Here is a 14,082-nt window from a genome sequence, read left to right as displayed (position 1 = left end):
GGATTTGTCTAGCACAAACCGCGTCGCAAGTGCACGATGTGCGCTTATTTGTGTAGCACAAAATCCGTCGCGCGGGTCTGGTCCCGGCCGGTCACAGGTCGGATTTGTCTAGCACAAAACCCGTCGCAATCAGGTCGCCGAGAACGGCGCCCAAACCCCGGACGCTTCCAGCCCCTCGATCACCTTCAGCATCCGACGCACCTTGTAGCGGTCGCATGGGAACCGGCGAGAGGCGATTGCGGCGATGTCGGACAGGCTGGGCTTGCCGGCGTGGTTGACGCCTGCGGCCGTCGCGGCGATCCAGAGCGTCACATAGTTGCGCTCGGCACCCTTGATCTTCGCGAGACGCTTGTCGAGCTTCGCGGCCGATGTAGCGGCCAACAGTGCGGCGAGGCGCCTGTCGGCTTCGGCCTTGATCCGGTCCCGGATTGCCGCGCTGCGTGCCGCGTCGGCGTTCATCGCCTCGGCGCGGGCCTGCCGCTCGGCTTCGCGCTTGGCAGCCGCCCGATGCCGGTCACGTTCGCGCTTGCGGTCTGCGGCAGCCTGCCGCTTCCTCGCGGCGCGATCGTGCTGCTTGCGCTTGTAGTCCTCGATAATGTTCTGCACCGGGTGCGGATCGAGCATCGGCATGCCGGGGCGCGGTTCGGCCGGTAGGTGCAGTTCGCCGCTTTCGGCGAGCTTCACGATTTCAGCCAACTCGTCATCGCTGTCCGGCCGGGATTCGGCGGACGCAACAGGCGTGCCCATGGGCGGCCGATCGTCGTCGCCGGTGTCGGATACCGGGGCGGGTGCGGGATGGCTACCAGCGGCCTCGCCTGCGTCGTCGGCCGGCATGGCGTCGACTTCGGCGAGCAAAGCTTCGATTTCGCCGCTTCGAATGGCTTCGGTCGGCGAGCCGGCGAGCATCACAGTGTTGCGAGGCTTTGACCAGCCGAACAACGCGCGATCAAGATCGGCCTTGTCGCGATTTTCTTCGTTTAACCTATGCAGTCCGGCGCCGTCGGCGCTATAATAGTCGGGCATCGACTACTCCACATAGCCTCCCCGGTGTTCTAGCAGCGCGCCGGGGAGGCTTTCTTTTGTCGGCGGGTCGGCCGCGTTGATACAGTATAGCGTTTTCGAAGCGGGATGCTTCGGTCAGCGCGACAGAATCCCTCCCGGACGCATCTGAGTCAGGATCTCGTCGATTACCGTCTTGCGCATGATCACCTCGATCTCGCGGCCCATGCGCTGCGTCAGATCGGCGTTCTGTTCGGGCGTGCCGGCGCTGCCCTCGATCGTGATGTTCATCGGGGCGGTGACGCTGATCACCGGGGCAGCCGGGGCGCGCATCGGGGCGATACTGGGCACCGGCGCCGGCGCGACGATCCCGCCGCTGGCGAAGCCGGGAAGGGTGCCCGCGTTGATCGCTTCCAGCAGCGCCCGGTGCCGCCGTGTAGCCGCAGCGTTCACGACGAACTCGCCATTGGACAGCAGCGCCGGAATGCTGTCCGATGTTGACGTGCCCGGCCCGCGCACGATGCCGCCCGTTGCCCGTTCCACGATCCCGCCGTCCGCCCGGCGGAACAGCGAGCCGAGGAACCCGCCGCCCGCCGTGCCGAGCGGTCCAAGCGCGGCCTCGACAAGGCTGCGGACGGCCATGTCTATGAGCGTGTCGACAATCCGATTGAGCGCGTTCGCCAGCGCATCGGCGAGCGTGCGGCCCTGCCTCAGGTCGGATGCAAATCCGCCGAGAACGTCGGTCGCGGTGCCGCGAAGATCGTCCATGCGGTCGATAAGGCCGGACTGGGCATCACGGGTGCGCTCGATCTCGCCGGCGAGAACGCCATACTGTGCGGCGAGCGCCGCGATCTCGGCGCGCTGGCCATCGGTCAAGGTGATGCCGGCGCGCTGGGCTTCGGCGAGCAACTGGTGCTCCATGCGCAGCGCTGCCGCCTCGCCGGTGGCAAGCCCCAAGGTGGCGCGCTCGGTTTCGAGGGTGGCAATGTAGCGCTCGGCAGATGCGCGAACGTCGTCATAGGACTTCTGCCGAGCGCGGGCCTTGTTCACGTCGTCGTCGCCGGGAAGCTTGAAGTCGGCGAGGGATACCGGCTCGGTGGTGCTGCGGATCGAAACGCGGTCGCCGGGTTCGCGGGCGGACGGATCGCCGAGGGTCCGAACGTCGGCCTCGATCCCCTTCGCCTGCTGCACAAGCCGCTGCGTGGCATCGAACAGGGTGCCGACCGCGCCGAGCCAATTGCCGCCGATCAGTCCGCCGAATCCGAGATGCTGGAATATCGACGTCGCGTCCTGAAGCTCGCGAAGCCTGTCGGCGAGCGGTCCGACACGATCGGTTGCCCAATCCAGCGCCTCGGCGACACGGCCCATGAACTCGGCGAAGCGGGCGGACGCCTTCGTGGTGTCATCGATCTCGCCGATCAACCGGGCGAAGGCGTTCGCGAAGATCGAGAACGCCTGAGACGAGGTCTGTGCGGTGGTCGCGGCCTTCGCCTCGAGGTCGCCCATGCCGGCGAGGAAGGCGCGGAAGAACGCCTCGGAGCTCACCTTGCCGTCGACGACAAGGCTGCGCAGCGTCGAGACGCTGCCGCCGGCTTCCTTCAATCCGTTGGCGACGGCCTGAAGGATCGGCCGGGCGCCCTCATTGATCGAGTTGAATTCCTCGGCGCGCACGATCGCACCGCCGAGCGCCTGACTAAGCTGTAGCAGGGCACCGGATGCGCCGGCCGCGTCGGTGCCGGCGACCTTCAGGGCAAGCGAAACACCTTCCGTGAAGCGGGTCAGATCGGCGCCGGTGGCGCCAAGTTCGGCCTGTGCCTGCGACAGCCGGCCGTAGAGGGTCGCGAGCGGTTCGATCGCGACGCCGTTGCGCTGGGCAATCGCATAGAGATTGTCGAGGGTGCGAGCGAGGTCATCGCCTTCAAGCCCGGTCACGCGAAGCTGGTTCTGCACGCGAATCCAGCTATCGGCGTAGCGGTTGATCGCGGCGACGCCGAGCCCGCCGGCAATCCCGCCAAGCGCATAGCGGCCGATCCCGGCGGTCATGCCGGCCATCGCCCGGTTGACGGACGCGGCTGCGGTTCCCGCGTCGCGCTCGATCCGGCGGGCGGCCTGCCGGCCGCGATCCTCGATCGCGGACCAGTTCCGCCGCGCGGTCTGATTGGCGCGCTGGAAATTCCTCTCGAAGTCCCGGATGCGGGCTTCGAGTGCGACGACAAGCTGCTGATCTTCGGTAGCCATGGCGGTGCCTTCAGAACACGAGGAGCCCGTCCGGGCGGGCGGTCGGATAGAGATAGACGGACCGGCCGTCGTCGCCGGCTGCGGCGCGGGCAACGGCCATCGCGGCAGCAACGGCGCCGTCTATGCGGTCGCGGCTCTTGCCCTTGTGGAAGCTCTTGTTGCCGGCCTTGTCGGTTTCCACGGCGATGTTGGCGAAGTTCCAGCGCAGCACCGGGTGCCCGCCATGCCGGAACCGTCGGCCGACGATCGCCCGTTCCAGTTCCTTGATGGCGGGCGCCATCGTTACCCAGCCCTGCCGCATTTCGACGGCGGGATAGCCGTCCTCGGCGAGGTTGTTCAGCATGTTTCGGGCAAGGTGCGGATCGAAGGCGATCTCGCGAACGTCGAAGCGCTCGCACAGGTCGCGGATGGTCGCTTCAACCGCCCGGAAGTCGACGACGTTGCCCGGCGTCGGGGTGATATGACCAGCTTCGGCCCAAGCCGGATACGGCACGCCGTCTCTGTCGGCGCGGGCTCGAAGATTGTCGGCCGGACAGAAGAACCACGGGTGCACCGCATAGCCGTCGTCACCGTCGCGCCACGCGGCGACGATCGCGGTCAAATCCGTCGTTGACGACAGGTCCACGCCGAGCCAACAGGGTGCACCCTCAAGCTCGGCGAGGTCCACGGGCGCGGCGCCTTCGTCATAGACGGGCATGTCGACGAACGGCGAGGTCGAATGATCGAGCCAGACGTTCAGGTGAAGCTGCCGGAACGCCTCACGGTCGCCGGGGCGGTTCTCGGCTTCGCGGGCAAGCTGGCGAAGCCCCTCGATATCGGGATAGCCATGCGCAAGGCCGGGGTTCGCCCGGTGCCAGACCGATTCATCTCGCCAGTCGGCATCCGGGGCGGTTTCGAACAGGATCGGCAGCGTCGCCGGATCGTCGAAATCGCCGCGTGCCACTTTGCGGGCATAGTCGACGATCTCATGCGCGATGTTGTCCTGTCCGCGTCCGGCCGTGGTCGCGACGATCAATAGTGAACCCCGCGTCTTCGGCAAACCGGACCTGAGCACGTCCCACAGATCGCGTTTCGGCCATGCGTGCAGTTCGTCGGCGAGAACAAATGCCGGCGTTCGGCCGTGCTGCGTTCCGGCATCGGCCGATATCGCCTCATAGAACGATCCGGCGTTCGGGTAGGTCAGCCGGTTGCGGTAGTCCTGCACGTTGACGACGCCGGCGATCTTCTTGTGCTCGCGGGCGATGCCGAGCGCTTCGGCGAAGGCAAGGCGGGCCTGTTTGCGGTCCGCCGCGGCGCTGATCACTTCGCCGCCCGGAACCCGTTCGGGTCCGATGGTGTGCAACAGGGCAAGAGCAGCGGCGAGCGAGGTCTTGCGGTTGCCGCGCGGCAGCAACATGACGACGGTGCGCACGATCCGGGTGCCGTCGTCGTGGCGCGGCCCGTAGATCGCCCTGACAATGCGTTCCTGCCACGGATCAAGCTGGAATGCCCGCCCGCGCGCGGTGCTCTTGGGGTGCTTCAACGCCTTCAGGAACCGCACCGCCCGCTCGCCATGGCCGAACGGATCGGGGATCGGCGAGCCGTCACAGACCCAGGTCGGATACGTCGTCGTCATCGGCTTCGTCGCGGATGGCAGGGCGGGACCGGCTGACAGGCGTCAAGCCAAGCTCGGCGGCGCACAGGCGGGCGGTGGTCATAGCGGCGTTCTGCACGCCGAGGGCAGGGTGCCGCTTCGGCCCCTTGTCGGTGTCAACGATCGCGCCGTCCCGGTTCAGGATGCGCTGCATCTCCCGGACGGTCCCGGTCGCAGTGCAGTAGGATTCGAGGGTGCCGAGGTCGGCTTCGGTCAGGGTGCGCCGGTCTGTCAGGATCGGCGCCACGCGGTTCCATTCCGTCTTGGCATCCTTGGACAGCCATGCGGGTGCGCGCGGCGCCTCGGCGACGGTGTTTGATCCGGTGACGATCCGATCGGGCTTCCGGCCGCGCGTCACGGTCCGATCCTCTCGCACCGCAGTTCGATGCCGCGACGCCGGCCGATCTCCTTGACGCTGCGGATATTGAAGGGCTCGCCTTCATAGATCACGCGGTCGGCGAGGCTGACCGGAATCCAGCGAAGCCGGAACACGACGACGCGGGCGGTCGCCTCGCCATAGCCACGCATGAACTCGTCGGTGCCGGCCTCGATTACCTGTGCCCGGACCGTCGCGCCCGCTGCCCATGTCTCGGCGGGAACGCCGTAATCGTCGACGCTCCCGGCGCCGGCGTTGTGTTCGAGGGTGATCAGGCGATCGAGCTTGCCGGCGCGCATTACGCGGCCCTCCGCTGCACGATCGCCATGACGCTCACGATCCCATGCCCATGGGTGCCGTCCGGGTCGCGCATGAACCGGGCGCCGGCAACCGTCAGGGCGCGGCAAACATGCCCGTCCATGGACCACGGCCGCGACCGAAGCGCTTCGCGCACCGCGCCGGCGATCTCCTTGGCGCCGGCGAGGCCGGGTTCCTCGGTCCAGAGATGCACGTCGGCGAAGATCCGATCATGGTAGGCGTCGAAGTCGTCGGCATAGACCGTCTGTCCCTCGCCGATGATGATGCAGGGGAAGCCTTCCGGCCGGGCGCCTCGATCGAGAATGCGGTGCGGATCAACCAGCGAGGTTACGGCCGCAGCCTCGGCGAGCCGGGCGCGAATGAGCTTCTGAAGGGCAAGGCTCGGATCGGTCACCTCGTCCAGCCCTCCCGGACGGCCTTCGAAATCGCGCGCTTGATGCGGGTCTCGATACGCTTGCGGGTCAGCCGGAACGCCGGCCAGAAGAACGGCTGTGCGGGCGCGGTCGCGGTGCCGTATTCGACAAGGTGCGGATAGCGCACGTCGCTGTTGCCGGCCGTCACCACGACGCTGTTCTCAGGGACCACGCGGGAACCGCCCGGCTGCGAATAGGCCGGCGTGGTCCGGCCGGCCGGCGTCGCCTCGATCGGGTCTCTGAGGGCGCCGGTGTCTTCGGGCGCAAGCTGCCGCATACGGTTGACGAGCTCGTCACCGGACGCCTTCAGGGCAGGCTGCACGGCCTCGCGAACCCGTTTCGGGATCGCCTCAAGGCGCCGGCTGAGGCGGTCAAGCTGATCGGCCATCTCAGAAGCTCCAAGCCCGGTAAGGCCCGATCAGATCGAACAGGCCGAACGGCACGGCCTCGGCGGTGATGCCGACAAGGCTCGCCTCCCGGTTCTCGTAGAGATGCGCGGCAAGCTGCCGGACAGCCTCCTTGATCGGGGCGGGAACGCCGGCGTAGGGGTCGAACGCCTCGAAATCGAACGCCTCGGCTTCCTCCGGCGTCATCTCGGGAGGCTCGGCAACGGGATAGTCGGCGAGCGGCACTTCAAGAAACCGATCAATCCACGCCGAGGCTGCCGCGATCTTGCCGGCAAGCAGATCGTCGTCGCCTGAATGCGTGATGTTCAGGTGTGCCTTCAGATCATGAACGGTGATGGCGGACATTGCCGGGCCTCACTGCGGAAACTCTGTTTCGTCGGGATCGCGCGCGAACCTCCCCGCGCCGGTCCCCATGCGCTCGGCAAAGTCGGTGCCCCCCCCCGGTGTCGGCCCCACCGCGCTCGATCCCGGAAAGCGGGCGGCCGAACTCAGGGGTTGCGCACGCCCTTGGGCTCGCCTATATCGAGGGTATCCGTCGGAATTAGCCGACGGACCCGATTCCTTATTATGCAGCGCCGGATCGCCGTGCAGCGGTTGTCGTCCGGCCATCGTGAACATCGGGCCAGCTGGAAAGGTACTGGCCATGTTCAGCCTGTTCATCTCTATCACTTTCGATCCGAGCGTTCTGCCGCTCGATCTGTTCATCAGCGTGCCGCTCATAGTGATCGCCTTGCCGCGAGACGGCCGGAAGGCTCGCAAACGGCGCCGCAGACGTTGATCTAACGCCAGCCGGCTCATCGGGTCAGCCGCTCCCTCGCCTGCTTCCACCGGGAGTGACAGGGCGCGCACAGGGCCTGCCAATTGGAGCGACGCCAGAACAGGCGCATGTCGCCACGGTGCGGGGTGATGTGGTCGACGACGGTCGCCGGAGCGGTGCAGCCGTCGCGCTGGCAGGTGGGGTGCGCGGCGAGGAAGGCGGCGCGCTCGCGGTCCCACTTGGAATCGTATCCACGCTGCCGGGCGGTGGGGCGGTGCGCATCGTGGCGGGCCTTGCGCTCGGCATCGCGGCGAAGCTGGCAAGCGCAGCGGGCGCCGCTCGGCACCGCATGACCGCAGCCGCAGATACGGGGTGCGCGGACAGGCATCACGCGAACCCCGGCTGAATAGGTGCGACCGTGCGACATTGACGCCAAACGTTGCCGTCATGGCGATCGGGAGCGGCGATGTCGCTTTTCGTTGTTCGGCCGGTCGCGGGGCCGTCAAGGAGTGCTCCCGTATGGGTGAAGCCGGTCATCAGCGGGCGCCCGCCAAGCTGGCCTGAAGCATCTTCAGGCGGCCGATCCCTGCCTTGACGCTGCCGGGATCGGGGAGGTTGCGGGGATCGTGGTCGTCGGGTCTCTCGCCGGTGCCGAACAGTTCGGTCAGCATGGCGATGCGGCCCTTGCGCGCGGCGAGGATTTCGGCCGGCGTGGCGTTCCACGTCTGTTCGGGCGTCCAGCCGAGCCAACCGGTGCCGATGCCGAACAGGGCTTCGATGTAGTCGGCGAAGCTGACCGGCGGTGCGTCGGCCGGGGCGGGTTCATGCCCCGGCGGGTTGTCCATGTCGATGCCGGCGAACAGACCGACCAGCCGGATCAGCGGTTCCGTGATGCCGTCCAGCGTGCCGTGCAGTCCGCCGAAGCTCGGATTGCCCAAGATCACCGGGACCATGGTCGGCCGGTCGCTGCATTCGCTGATCACGTCGGCGATAACGGTCAGCGAGCCATCGGCGATGGCGCGGAACAGCCCGGTCATGCCGCCGTGCCGGGCTTCAAGGCGCATTGCGGCCCGCAGCGTCGGCCGAAGACGCACGGTCTCCGAACCGACCTTGATGGTAATCTCGTCCGCTGCGAGCCGCATGATCGTCGCGCCTCAGGCTGCCGGGCGCCGCTGCACGTCGCCGAGAACGGCAACGGCACCGGCCGCGATCGAGGTTCCGCCGGCCTTCGTGAGGGCAAGCCGGACGTAGCGCCTGAAGCCGCGATAGCCGAGCTTGTAGGTCGCGTTCGCGCCGAGGCTCACCGGGGCGGTGCTGTCCACCACGGCAGCGTCCGCGTCGGTGAAGGTCTCCGGCGACGGGCTGTCGGATTCCTGAACCTTCACGCCGAAGTCGCCATCACCGGCAATCGCGCCGGTGGTGACAAGGAAGGCGATCCGGCCGAAGCCGAGAAGGTCGATCGCCGGGCCTTCGCCGGCCGCCGTTTTGACGGCCGGGACAAGGGCAAGCTCGGCGCCGATGTTCGAAATGAGGTCACGCATGGGAGTGTTCCTTTCGGGGTTCGGCGGGCTTAGGCGACCGCACAGACGATCTTGCGGATCGCCTTGGGCTGCACGACAGCGGCGCCGACGCGGCGGGTCGCGTGAATGCGGGTGATGCCCTCGGTTGCCCTGAGGAACGGGTTGACGAGGATCGAGAGCCCGACGCGATCAACGATCCGGTAGGCGGTGGCGATGTCGCCGAACAGGATCGGCTGCGCACCGGCGCCGACGTCGTCCATGTCGGGAACCTCGATCACCGGGCGGCCGAGGATGGTTTCGGGCTGTCCCTGCGCATAGGCCGGCTGCCACAGATAGACGCCGGTGGTGCCATCCTTGAGCTTGCGGATCGCGGCAAGGGTGCTGCCGTTCATCAGCCAGACGCCACGCGAGCGGTAGGCGGCGGGAAGCGCATACATATGGCTGATCAGCAGATCGGCCGGATTGGCGCCGAGCGTCGCGGCATTGCCCGTCGCGGTCGCCTGCACGTCGGCATTCGCCATTATGCCTTCCGGCTCCAGCGCGGCCGATCCCTTGACGAACGCCAGCCCTTCCTTCTGGCCGAAGTCCTCGGCGAGTGCGAGCCGCACTTCGGCCTCGGCGGTGCCGCCGCTGTCACTGAGAAGCTGGTTGCTGATATCGACGTAGGTGTTGATCTCCCGGATCGGGATTTCAACCTGTCCGAAGGCCGGCTCGGAACCTTCCGATGCCTGAGTCTCGCCCTTCCACTTGGCATTGGTGATGCCGGTGCGGCGCGGATAGGCGACGACCGGCGCGCCGGTGGTGCGGACGGACGCGAGCGAGCGGATCGGCGAGAACTCGACCAGATCGCGGATGAACTCGCTCGACAGTTCGGCCGGCGCCAGATAGCCGCCCTGCGGATCGCTCGATACGGTGAGCGTCTTCAGTTCCTCGGCGGGCGCCGAGTTGCCGAGCCGCAGATAGGTGCCGAACGCCTTGCGCTCGATATCGTCGGCCTTGTCGGCATCCGCGCCGATCGCCGGGCGGTTCAGCCGCGCCTCGATCTTGTCGGCCTTGGTCTCGACGGCCTTCAGCCGGTCGTCGACGGACTGGCGAAGATCGTCCAGGGCCGTGCCGATGATATCGGCCGGGTCAGCCTCGCCGGAGTCCTTCAGTTCGATGGCACCGGCGAACGCGCCGGGAGTGTGGCAGGTCATGGGATTACCTTTCGGTGCGAAGCGCCGAGGCGGCGCGGTGGATTGCCTCGGCGACGGCGATCGCAGTCGAGGCGGACTTGGCGCCCGTCACACGGGCGCGGGGATGGCTCGGAACCGAGACGATCGAGATTTCGAGAAGGTCCAGAGCCGAGATGGTGCGCCCGCCACCGCGACGCGGCGCGGCCTTGCGGGTGACGAACCCGATCGAGAGGCCGGTGACAGCGCCCTCGCGGACAAGCGCGCGGACTTCGCGGGCGCGGGCAACGTCATCGATCAGCAGCCGACCCTTCACGGTCAGCCCCTCGGCGGACTCGATCGCGCTATCCCAGACGCCGACAGGCTGGGCGGGATCGTGCGCGAACAACATCGGGATCGGGGTCGCGGCGGTGGCGAAGGCGCCGGGATCGATCACGTCGCCGACGCGGTCCGGCGTGCCGAACGGCCACGCAATGCCGGTGATGGTGCCGGTGTCGTCGACGCCAAGGGCGGCCTTGAATTCGAGGCGGTTCATGCGGCGGTCTCCGGTGCGGGGAGGGGATCGGTGTCCGCTGCCGGGGCGGGCGCCGAGGCGGGCGCGCCGAACCAGACGCATTCGAGGATCGCGACCGCGATCGGATAGGTCTCGGCGAGCGGTCGGGCGGTGGCATAGGTCGCGATAAGTTCGGCCGCCCGCTGCGGCGTCTCGCCACCGCCGATCAAGCCGAGCCGGATGGTCTCGACCACATGGGCGTGATGGAACTCGCCGGCGAACAGGCGACGGCACAAGCCCCCGATCCCGGCGCCGCTCAAGCGCTCAAGCTCGGCGATCATGGCGGGCGGAAGCGCGAAGGCGCGCTCGGTGTCGCCGAAGAATGCGCGATGGGTAGGCGCCTCAGGCATCGGCCGTTCCCGTCGTGGTGTTGGGGTTCTCGAAACGGTCGCCGTTCGCGTAGGGCGGGCGGTTCTCGGCGGCGCGGGCTTCGTTGGGGTTCAGGATGCGCGCGGCAATAGCCTTGCCGTAGCCGTCCATCCGGGTCGCGAAGTCGGCCCTGAGAAGATCGTCGATCAGGAACTCGGCGAAGGTGGTGCGGCGTTCGTCCGGGGCGAACAGCTTCAGCCTGATCTCGCCTTCCCAGCGCTTCAGCCAGGGCGTGAGGCAATAGGTCAGGAACTGCCGGCCCATTTCCTCGCTGTTCGCCCAAGTCGCGCGGCCGTAGTCCATCAGGAACACCGGCGGAACCCGGAACACGCGGGCGATCTCGGCAATCGCGAAGGCGCGCATTTCGAGGAACTGCGCATCGACGCTCTTGAAGCTGAGCGCCTGAAATTCCATGCCTTCCTCAAGGATCGCGGTGCCGCCGCTGTTCGATCCGCCGAGCATGGCGCGCCATGCACTGCCGATGCGCGTGGCCGATGCCGGATCGAGCTTGCCGGGATGCTTCAGCACGCCGGACGGGCGGGCGCCGTTGCCGAACAGCCGCGCGGCGTGCTGTTCCATCACGATCGCAAGGCCGATCGCTTCGCGTGCCATCGTCACCGGCGAGGCGCCGGCAATGCCGTCGATCGAGGGCGCCGCGATATGCAGCACGTCGGCACGGGGAAGGGTGCGGCGTGCGTCGCGGTCGGCGTTGACGTGATAGACCGGCTCGCCGGTCGCGCTGTCAGCCTCTACGCGGATCGTGTCGGGAGCGAGCCGCAGCAGTTCCACCGGGCGGCCGTCGACGCGGTTGATGTAGGCGAAGCCGTTGCCGTGCAACAGCGCATCGCGGGTCAACTGTTCGCGGAACCCGCTTGCCGGCGTCCAGTCGTTGGCATCGTCGTGCAGCAGCCCATAGACCGGATGATCCGGGGCGCGCTCTTTCGAGCCGTCGCCGGCGCGGGCGTAGACGTGAACCGGAAGCTGTCCGATCGCCTCGGCGATCGCCTGCACCGCGCACCGGACCGGGGCGCACGACATGGCGTTGCGCGGCGAGACGGTGACGCCGGACGCGGCCGGCTGCGCGGCGAACAGGTCCAAGAGCATCGCATCGGGAGATGCAAGGCTCGCGGCCTTGATCTCGGGTGCGCCGAAGATCAGGCTGCGGAATCGATCGAGGAACCGGGGCGCGGTTGTTTCGGGCATCTGACAAGCTACTCGGGGATACGCTTGTCAGCCGCAGTCTCTCGGGCATTCAAGCTTCAAGTGCTAACAGTATACCTCACGAAAAAATCGACTGGAACATCTTGCATCAAAAAATATCGCGCCCATATAGGCGCGCTTGTGCCGATTGGGGAGATTTCGTGCATTCTGTGGGGAGCCATAACAGTATGCACGGTAGTCGCGCGAAGACGCGCTATGCGCGATACAGGTGCTCAAGCTCCAATCCGGGATACTCGATCGCCTCGATCATCTCGACACGCTGCGCAAGCTGTCCTGAGGCACGATGCCATTTTGGCCCGCTCTGAAGTCAGAGCGGAAATCCGTCAAATCTGAGCTGATTAATCGCTTCGTGCATGCGTTCGATCGAGATGTCATGCACGTAGACCGAACCGGCCGACGTGTCGTGATGACCGGTAAGATAGTCGCGGATGTCCCGATTCACTCCGGCATAGGACAGGCCGGTCTTGAAGGTGTGGCGAAACGCATAGAAGTCCTTGCGCTTGTCGGTGATGCCGACCTTCGCGCGATAGGTCACGTTGAAGCGTCGCGGAATGAATCGCGGAAAGAACTGGTTGAGCGTCACATGCTCGCCGGTCGCCTTCGCCTTCCGCTCCGCCTTTGCCTTGGCTTCAAGCCCCTGCCGATACCACTCGGGGAACATGTGCGTTTCGCCCGCCTGCCTCAGGCTCGCGACACGATCGTTGAAGCCGAGCCGGATAAGGTCCTTGTGAACCGGAATCAGGCGCTGCGATCCGACGTTCTTCGTTTCTTCCTCGATCGAGAGAACCAGCACGTTTCGAACATGCCGGATGCTGTCGAGGCGCAACTGTGCAAGCTCGCTAGGGCGGGTGCCGCTGTAGAGCGAAACCAGTAGCGACCATTGGAACTCGCCGAACGCCTCGCCGGGCGCGAAGGCCGGCCCGCCGAACAGCTTCACCAGATCGGACGGATCGAAGTGAACACGCGGCTTTTCGGTGCTCTTGACGCGGGTCACTGTGATGCCCGTTGCCGGGTTGTCCGGGATCGCGTCAATGTCCGCGCACCACTTCAGGATGGTATTCAGGCGCGGCAGCCATTTGTCGGCGATCGTGACCGCGCTCAAGGTCTCATAGGGTGCCGCGCGCTTGACATTCGCCTTGATCGCCTCGGGTAGCGTCATGCCGGGGAAGCGCTTTGCGTAGTTCGCCGGCGTCTCGGTGAGTGCCCGCCGGAACCCCTGCATCGTCTGACGGGTGATCCTGTAGACCGGGACCGGCTCGCCGATATGCTCATAGAGCATGCGCACCGCGACGGCGTATTCATGATTCATGGATGGCTTTGCGCCGCGTTCCTTGATGAACTCCGGCAACAGGTCGGTGAGCGTCTTCGTGCTTTCCGGGCTGATAATGCGGGCGGTGAGGGGATCGGTTGCCGTGTCCGGTGTCTCGACTAGGAGCGGGTTGGTCGGCTTGCCGCCGAACTCGCCACGATCGCGTTCCTCGCTGCGCTTGATCGTCTCAAGCTGGACGCCGGCGAGGTCGCGGGCAAGTTGACGCCATTCTGCGCTGCCGGGCGCGACGCGGGCATTACCGCGCTCAATGAACCCGTCGACGGCCCATCCGATCACGGCCGCGATCTCGTCATTCGGTGCGCGGCCAGCCGCGACGCGCCTCAGGGCCTCGACATAGCCGGCGCGGAACAGGCTAGGGTCAACGGGCTGAACTTCGGATTGTGCGCGTTCAGCTTCGTCCCGTTCCATCTCCGCGTTGTAGAATGAGCGCGCCATCTGCCGGTTGCTGAGCGGCCGGCCGGGGCGCGGTTCATCGTTCAGCTTCGACTCGGCGCGCGCCGCGTCTATGATCGCCTGAAGGCGGGCGACGGCTGAGGGCAGGGCGCGGACCGCAGCCATCCGGTCGGCGCCAAGTGCTTCCCGGAGTTCGTACTTGCCGTCCAGTGCGGGGCGGGCATCGGCCGGGACGACGATGCGAGCGTAGTAGCGTCCAGAGCGGTGAAGCAGGTAGGGAATGGTGCGCGCCATGCGGGTTTCTTTTCGGCTAGACAATCGAGATTTTGTAACAAGGTTTGTAACATGCTCGTGTGAAAAAGCGAAGCGATTACAGTGTAGTG

17 protein-coding genes are annotated in these 14,082 nt (G+C 66.7%); 1 reads left to right on the top strand and 16 read right to left on the bottom strand.

Annotated elements, in window-relative coordinates; all coding sequences use genetic code 11:
- Positions 1-129: 129 nt before the first annotated feature.
- The 8 genes from EDC22_RS04640 to EDC22_RS04605 form a co-directional block, all read right to left on the bottom strand.
- The gene (locus EDC22_RS04640) at positions 130-1,023 is read right to left on the bottom strand and encodes a hypothetical protein (RefSeq protein ID WP_132805438.1); all 894 of its coding nucleotides are present in this window, start codon (positions 1,021-1,023) and stop codon (positions 130-132) included.
- Positions 1,024-1,137: 114 nt separating this feature from the next.
- Positions 1,138-3,237 (bottom strand): tape measure protein, encoded by a 2,100-nt coding sequence (locus EDC22_RS04635; RefSeq protein WP_132805437.1) that lies wholly within the window; start codon positions 3,235-3,237, stop codon positions 1,138-1,140.
- Between the two features lie 10 nt (positions 3,238-3,247).
- Complete coding sequence (locus EDC22_RS04630; RefSeq protein WP_132805436.1) at positions 3,248-4,852, bottom strand: terminase large subunit; 1,605 nt, start codon at positions 4,850-4,852, stop codon at positions 3,248-3,250.
- A complete protein-coding gene (locus EDC22_RS04625) occupies positions 4,821-5,228 on the bottom strand; it encodes a phage terminase small subunit P27 family (RefSeq protein WP_132805435.1) in 408 nt (135 codons plus the stop codon). The genes EDC22_RS04630 and EDC22_RS04625 overlap by 32 nt, the downstream gene beginning before the upstream one ends.
- Positions 5,225-5,545 (bottom strand): head-tail adaptor protein, encoded by a 321-nt coding sequence (locus tag EDC22_RS04620; RefSeq protein WP_132805434.1) that lies wholly within the window; start codon positions 5,543-5,545, stop codon positions 5,225-5,227. Before EDC22_RS04620 ends, EDC22_RS04625 begins: the two co-directional genes overlap by 4 nt.
- Positions 5,545-5,958: a DUF3168 domain-containing protein gene (locus EDC22_RS04615; RefSeq protein ID WP_165926794.1), complete on the bottom strand. Its 414-nt coding sequence runs from the start codon at positions 5,956-5,958 to the stop codon at positions 5,545-5,547. Before EDC22_RS04615 ends, EDC22_RS04620 begins: the two co-directional genes overlap by 1 nt.
- The gene (locus tag EDC22_RS04610; protein ID WP_132805432.1) at positions 5,955-6,365 is read right to left on the bottom strand and encodes an HK97-gp10 family putative phage morphogenesis protein; all 411 of its coding nucleotides are present in this window, start codon (positions 6,363-6,365) and stop codon (positions 5,955-5,957) included. The genes EDC22_RS04615 and EDC22_RS04610 overlap by 4 nt, the downstream gene beginning before the upstream one ends.
- Position 6,366: 1 nt before the next feature.
- The gene (locus EDC22_RS04605; protein WP_132805431.1) at positions 6,367-6,729 is read right to left on the bottom strand and encodes a head-tail connector protein; all 363 of its coding nucleotides are present in this window, start codon (positions 6,727-6,729) and stop codon (positions 6,367-6,369) included.
- Positions 6,730-7,027: 298 nt separating this feature from the next.
- On the opposite strand from EDC22_RS04605, the gene EDC22_RS18185 reads away from it, so the two are divergent.
- On the top strand, positions 7,028-7,162 hold the full coding sequence (locus EDC22_RS18185; RefSeq protein ID WP_281048268.1) for a hypothetical protein: 135 nt from the start codon (positions 7,028-7,030) through the stop codon (positions 7,160-7,162).
- Positions 7,163-7,178: 16 nt separating this feature from the next.
- On the opposite strand, the gene EDC22_RS04600 is transcribed toward EDC22_RS18185, so the two are convergent.
- From EDC22_RS04600 to EDC22_RS04565, 8 genes are all read right to left on the bottom strand, one after another.
- A complete protein-coding gene (locus tag EDC22_RS04600; RefSeq protein WP_132805430.1) occupies positions 7,179-7,529 on the bottom strand; it encodes an HNH endonuclease signature motif containing protein in 351 nt (116 codons plus the stop codon).
- A 148-nt stretch (positions 7,530-7,677) separates the two neighbouring features.
- The gene (locus EDC22_RS04595; RefSeq protein ID WP_132805429.1) at positions 7,678-8,283 is read right to left on the bottom strand and encodes a phage tail assembly chaperone; all 606 of its coding nucleotides are present in this window, start codon (positions 8,281-8,283) and stop codon (positions 7,678-7,680) included.
- Positions 8,284-8,295: 12 nt separating this feature from the next.
- Positions 8,296-8,682, bottom strand: coding sequence for a hypothetical protein (locus tag EDC22_RS04590; protein ID WP_132805428.1), 387 nt, complete (start codon positions 8,680-8,682; stop codon positions 8,296-8,298).
- Positions 8,683-8,711: 29 nt separating this feature from the next.
- Entirely contained in the window at positions 8,712-9,857 is a 1,146-nt protein-coding gene (locus tag EDC22_RS04585; protein ID WP_132805427.1) for a phage major capsid protein, read from the bottom strand.
- A gap of 4 nt (positions 9,858-9,861) precedes the next feature.
- Entirely contained in the window at positions 9,862-10,368 is a 507-nt protein-coding gene (locus tag EDC22_RS04580; protein ID WP_132805426.1) for an HK97 family phage prohead protease, read from the bottom strand.
- Positions 10,365-10,736 carry a gene transfer agent family protein gene (locus tag EDC22_RS04575; protein WP_132805425.1) on the bottom strand — a complete coding sequence of 124 codons (372 nt, stop codon included), beginning with the start codon at positions 10,734-10,736 and terminating at the stop codon, positions 10,365-10,367. The genes EDC22_RS04580 and EDC22_RS04575 overlap by 4 nt, the downstream gene beginning before the upstream one ends.
- A complete protein-coding gene (locus EDC22_RS04570) occupies positions 10,729-11,958 on the bottom strand; it encodes a phage portal protein (RefSeq protein ID WP_132805424.1) in 1,230 nt (409 codons plus the stop codon). The genes EDC22_RS04575 and EDC22_RS04570 overlap by 8 nt, the downstream gene beginning before the upstream one ends.
- Positions 11,959-12,283: 325 nt before the next feature.
- Positions 12,284-13,993 carry a DUF6538 domain-containing protein gene (locus EDC22_RS04565; protein WP_165926793.1) on the bottom strand — a complete coding sequence of 570 codons (1,710 nt, stop codon included), beginning with the start codon at positions 13,991-13,993 and terminating at the stop codon, positions 12,284-12,286.
- Positions 13,994-14,082: the final 89 nt, after the last annotated feature.

Origin of the sequence: Tepidamorphus gemmatus (assembly GCF_004346195.1) — a bacterium.
Taxonomy (GTDB): domain Bacteria; phylum Pseudomonadota; class Alphaproteobacteria; order Rhizobiales; family Tepidamorphaceae; genus Tepidamorphus; species Tepidamorphus gemmatus.
The sequence above is the reverse complement of the archived record's forward strand: the minus strand, read 5'-3'. Positions and strand labels throughout refer to the sequence as shown.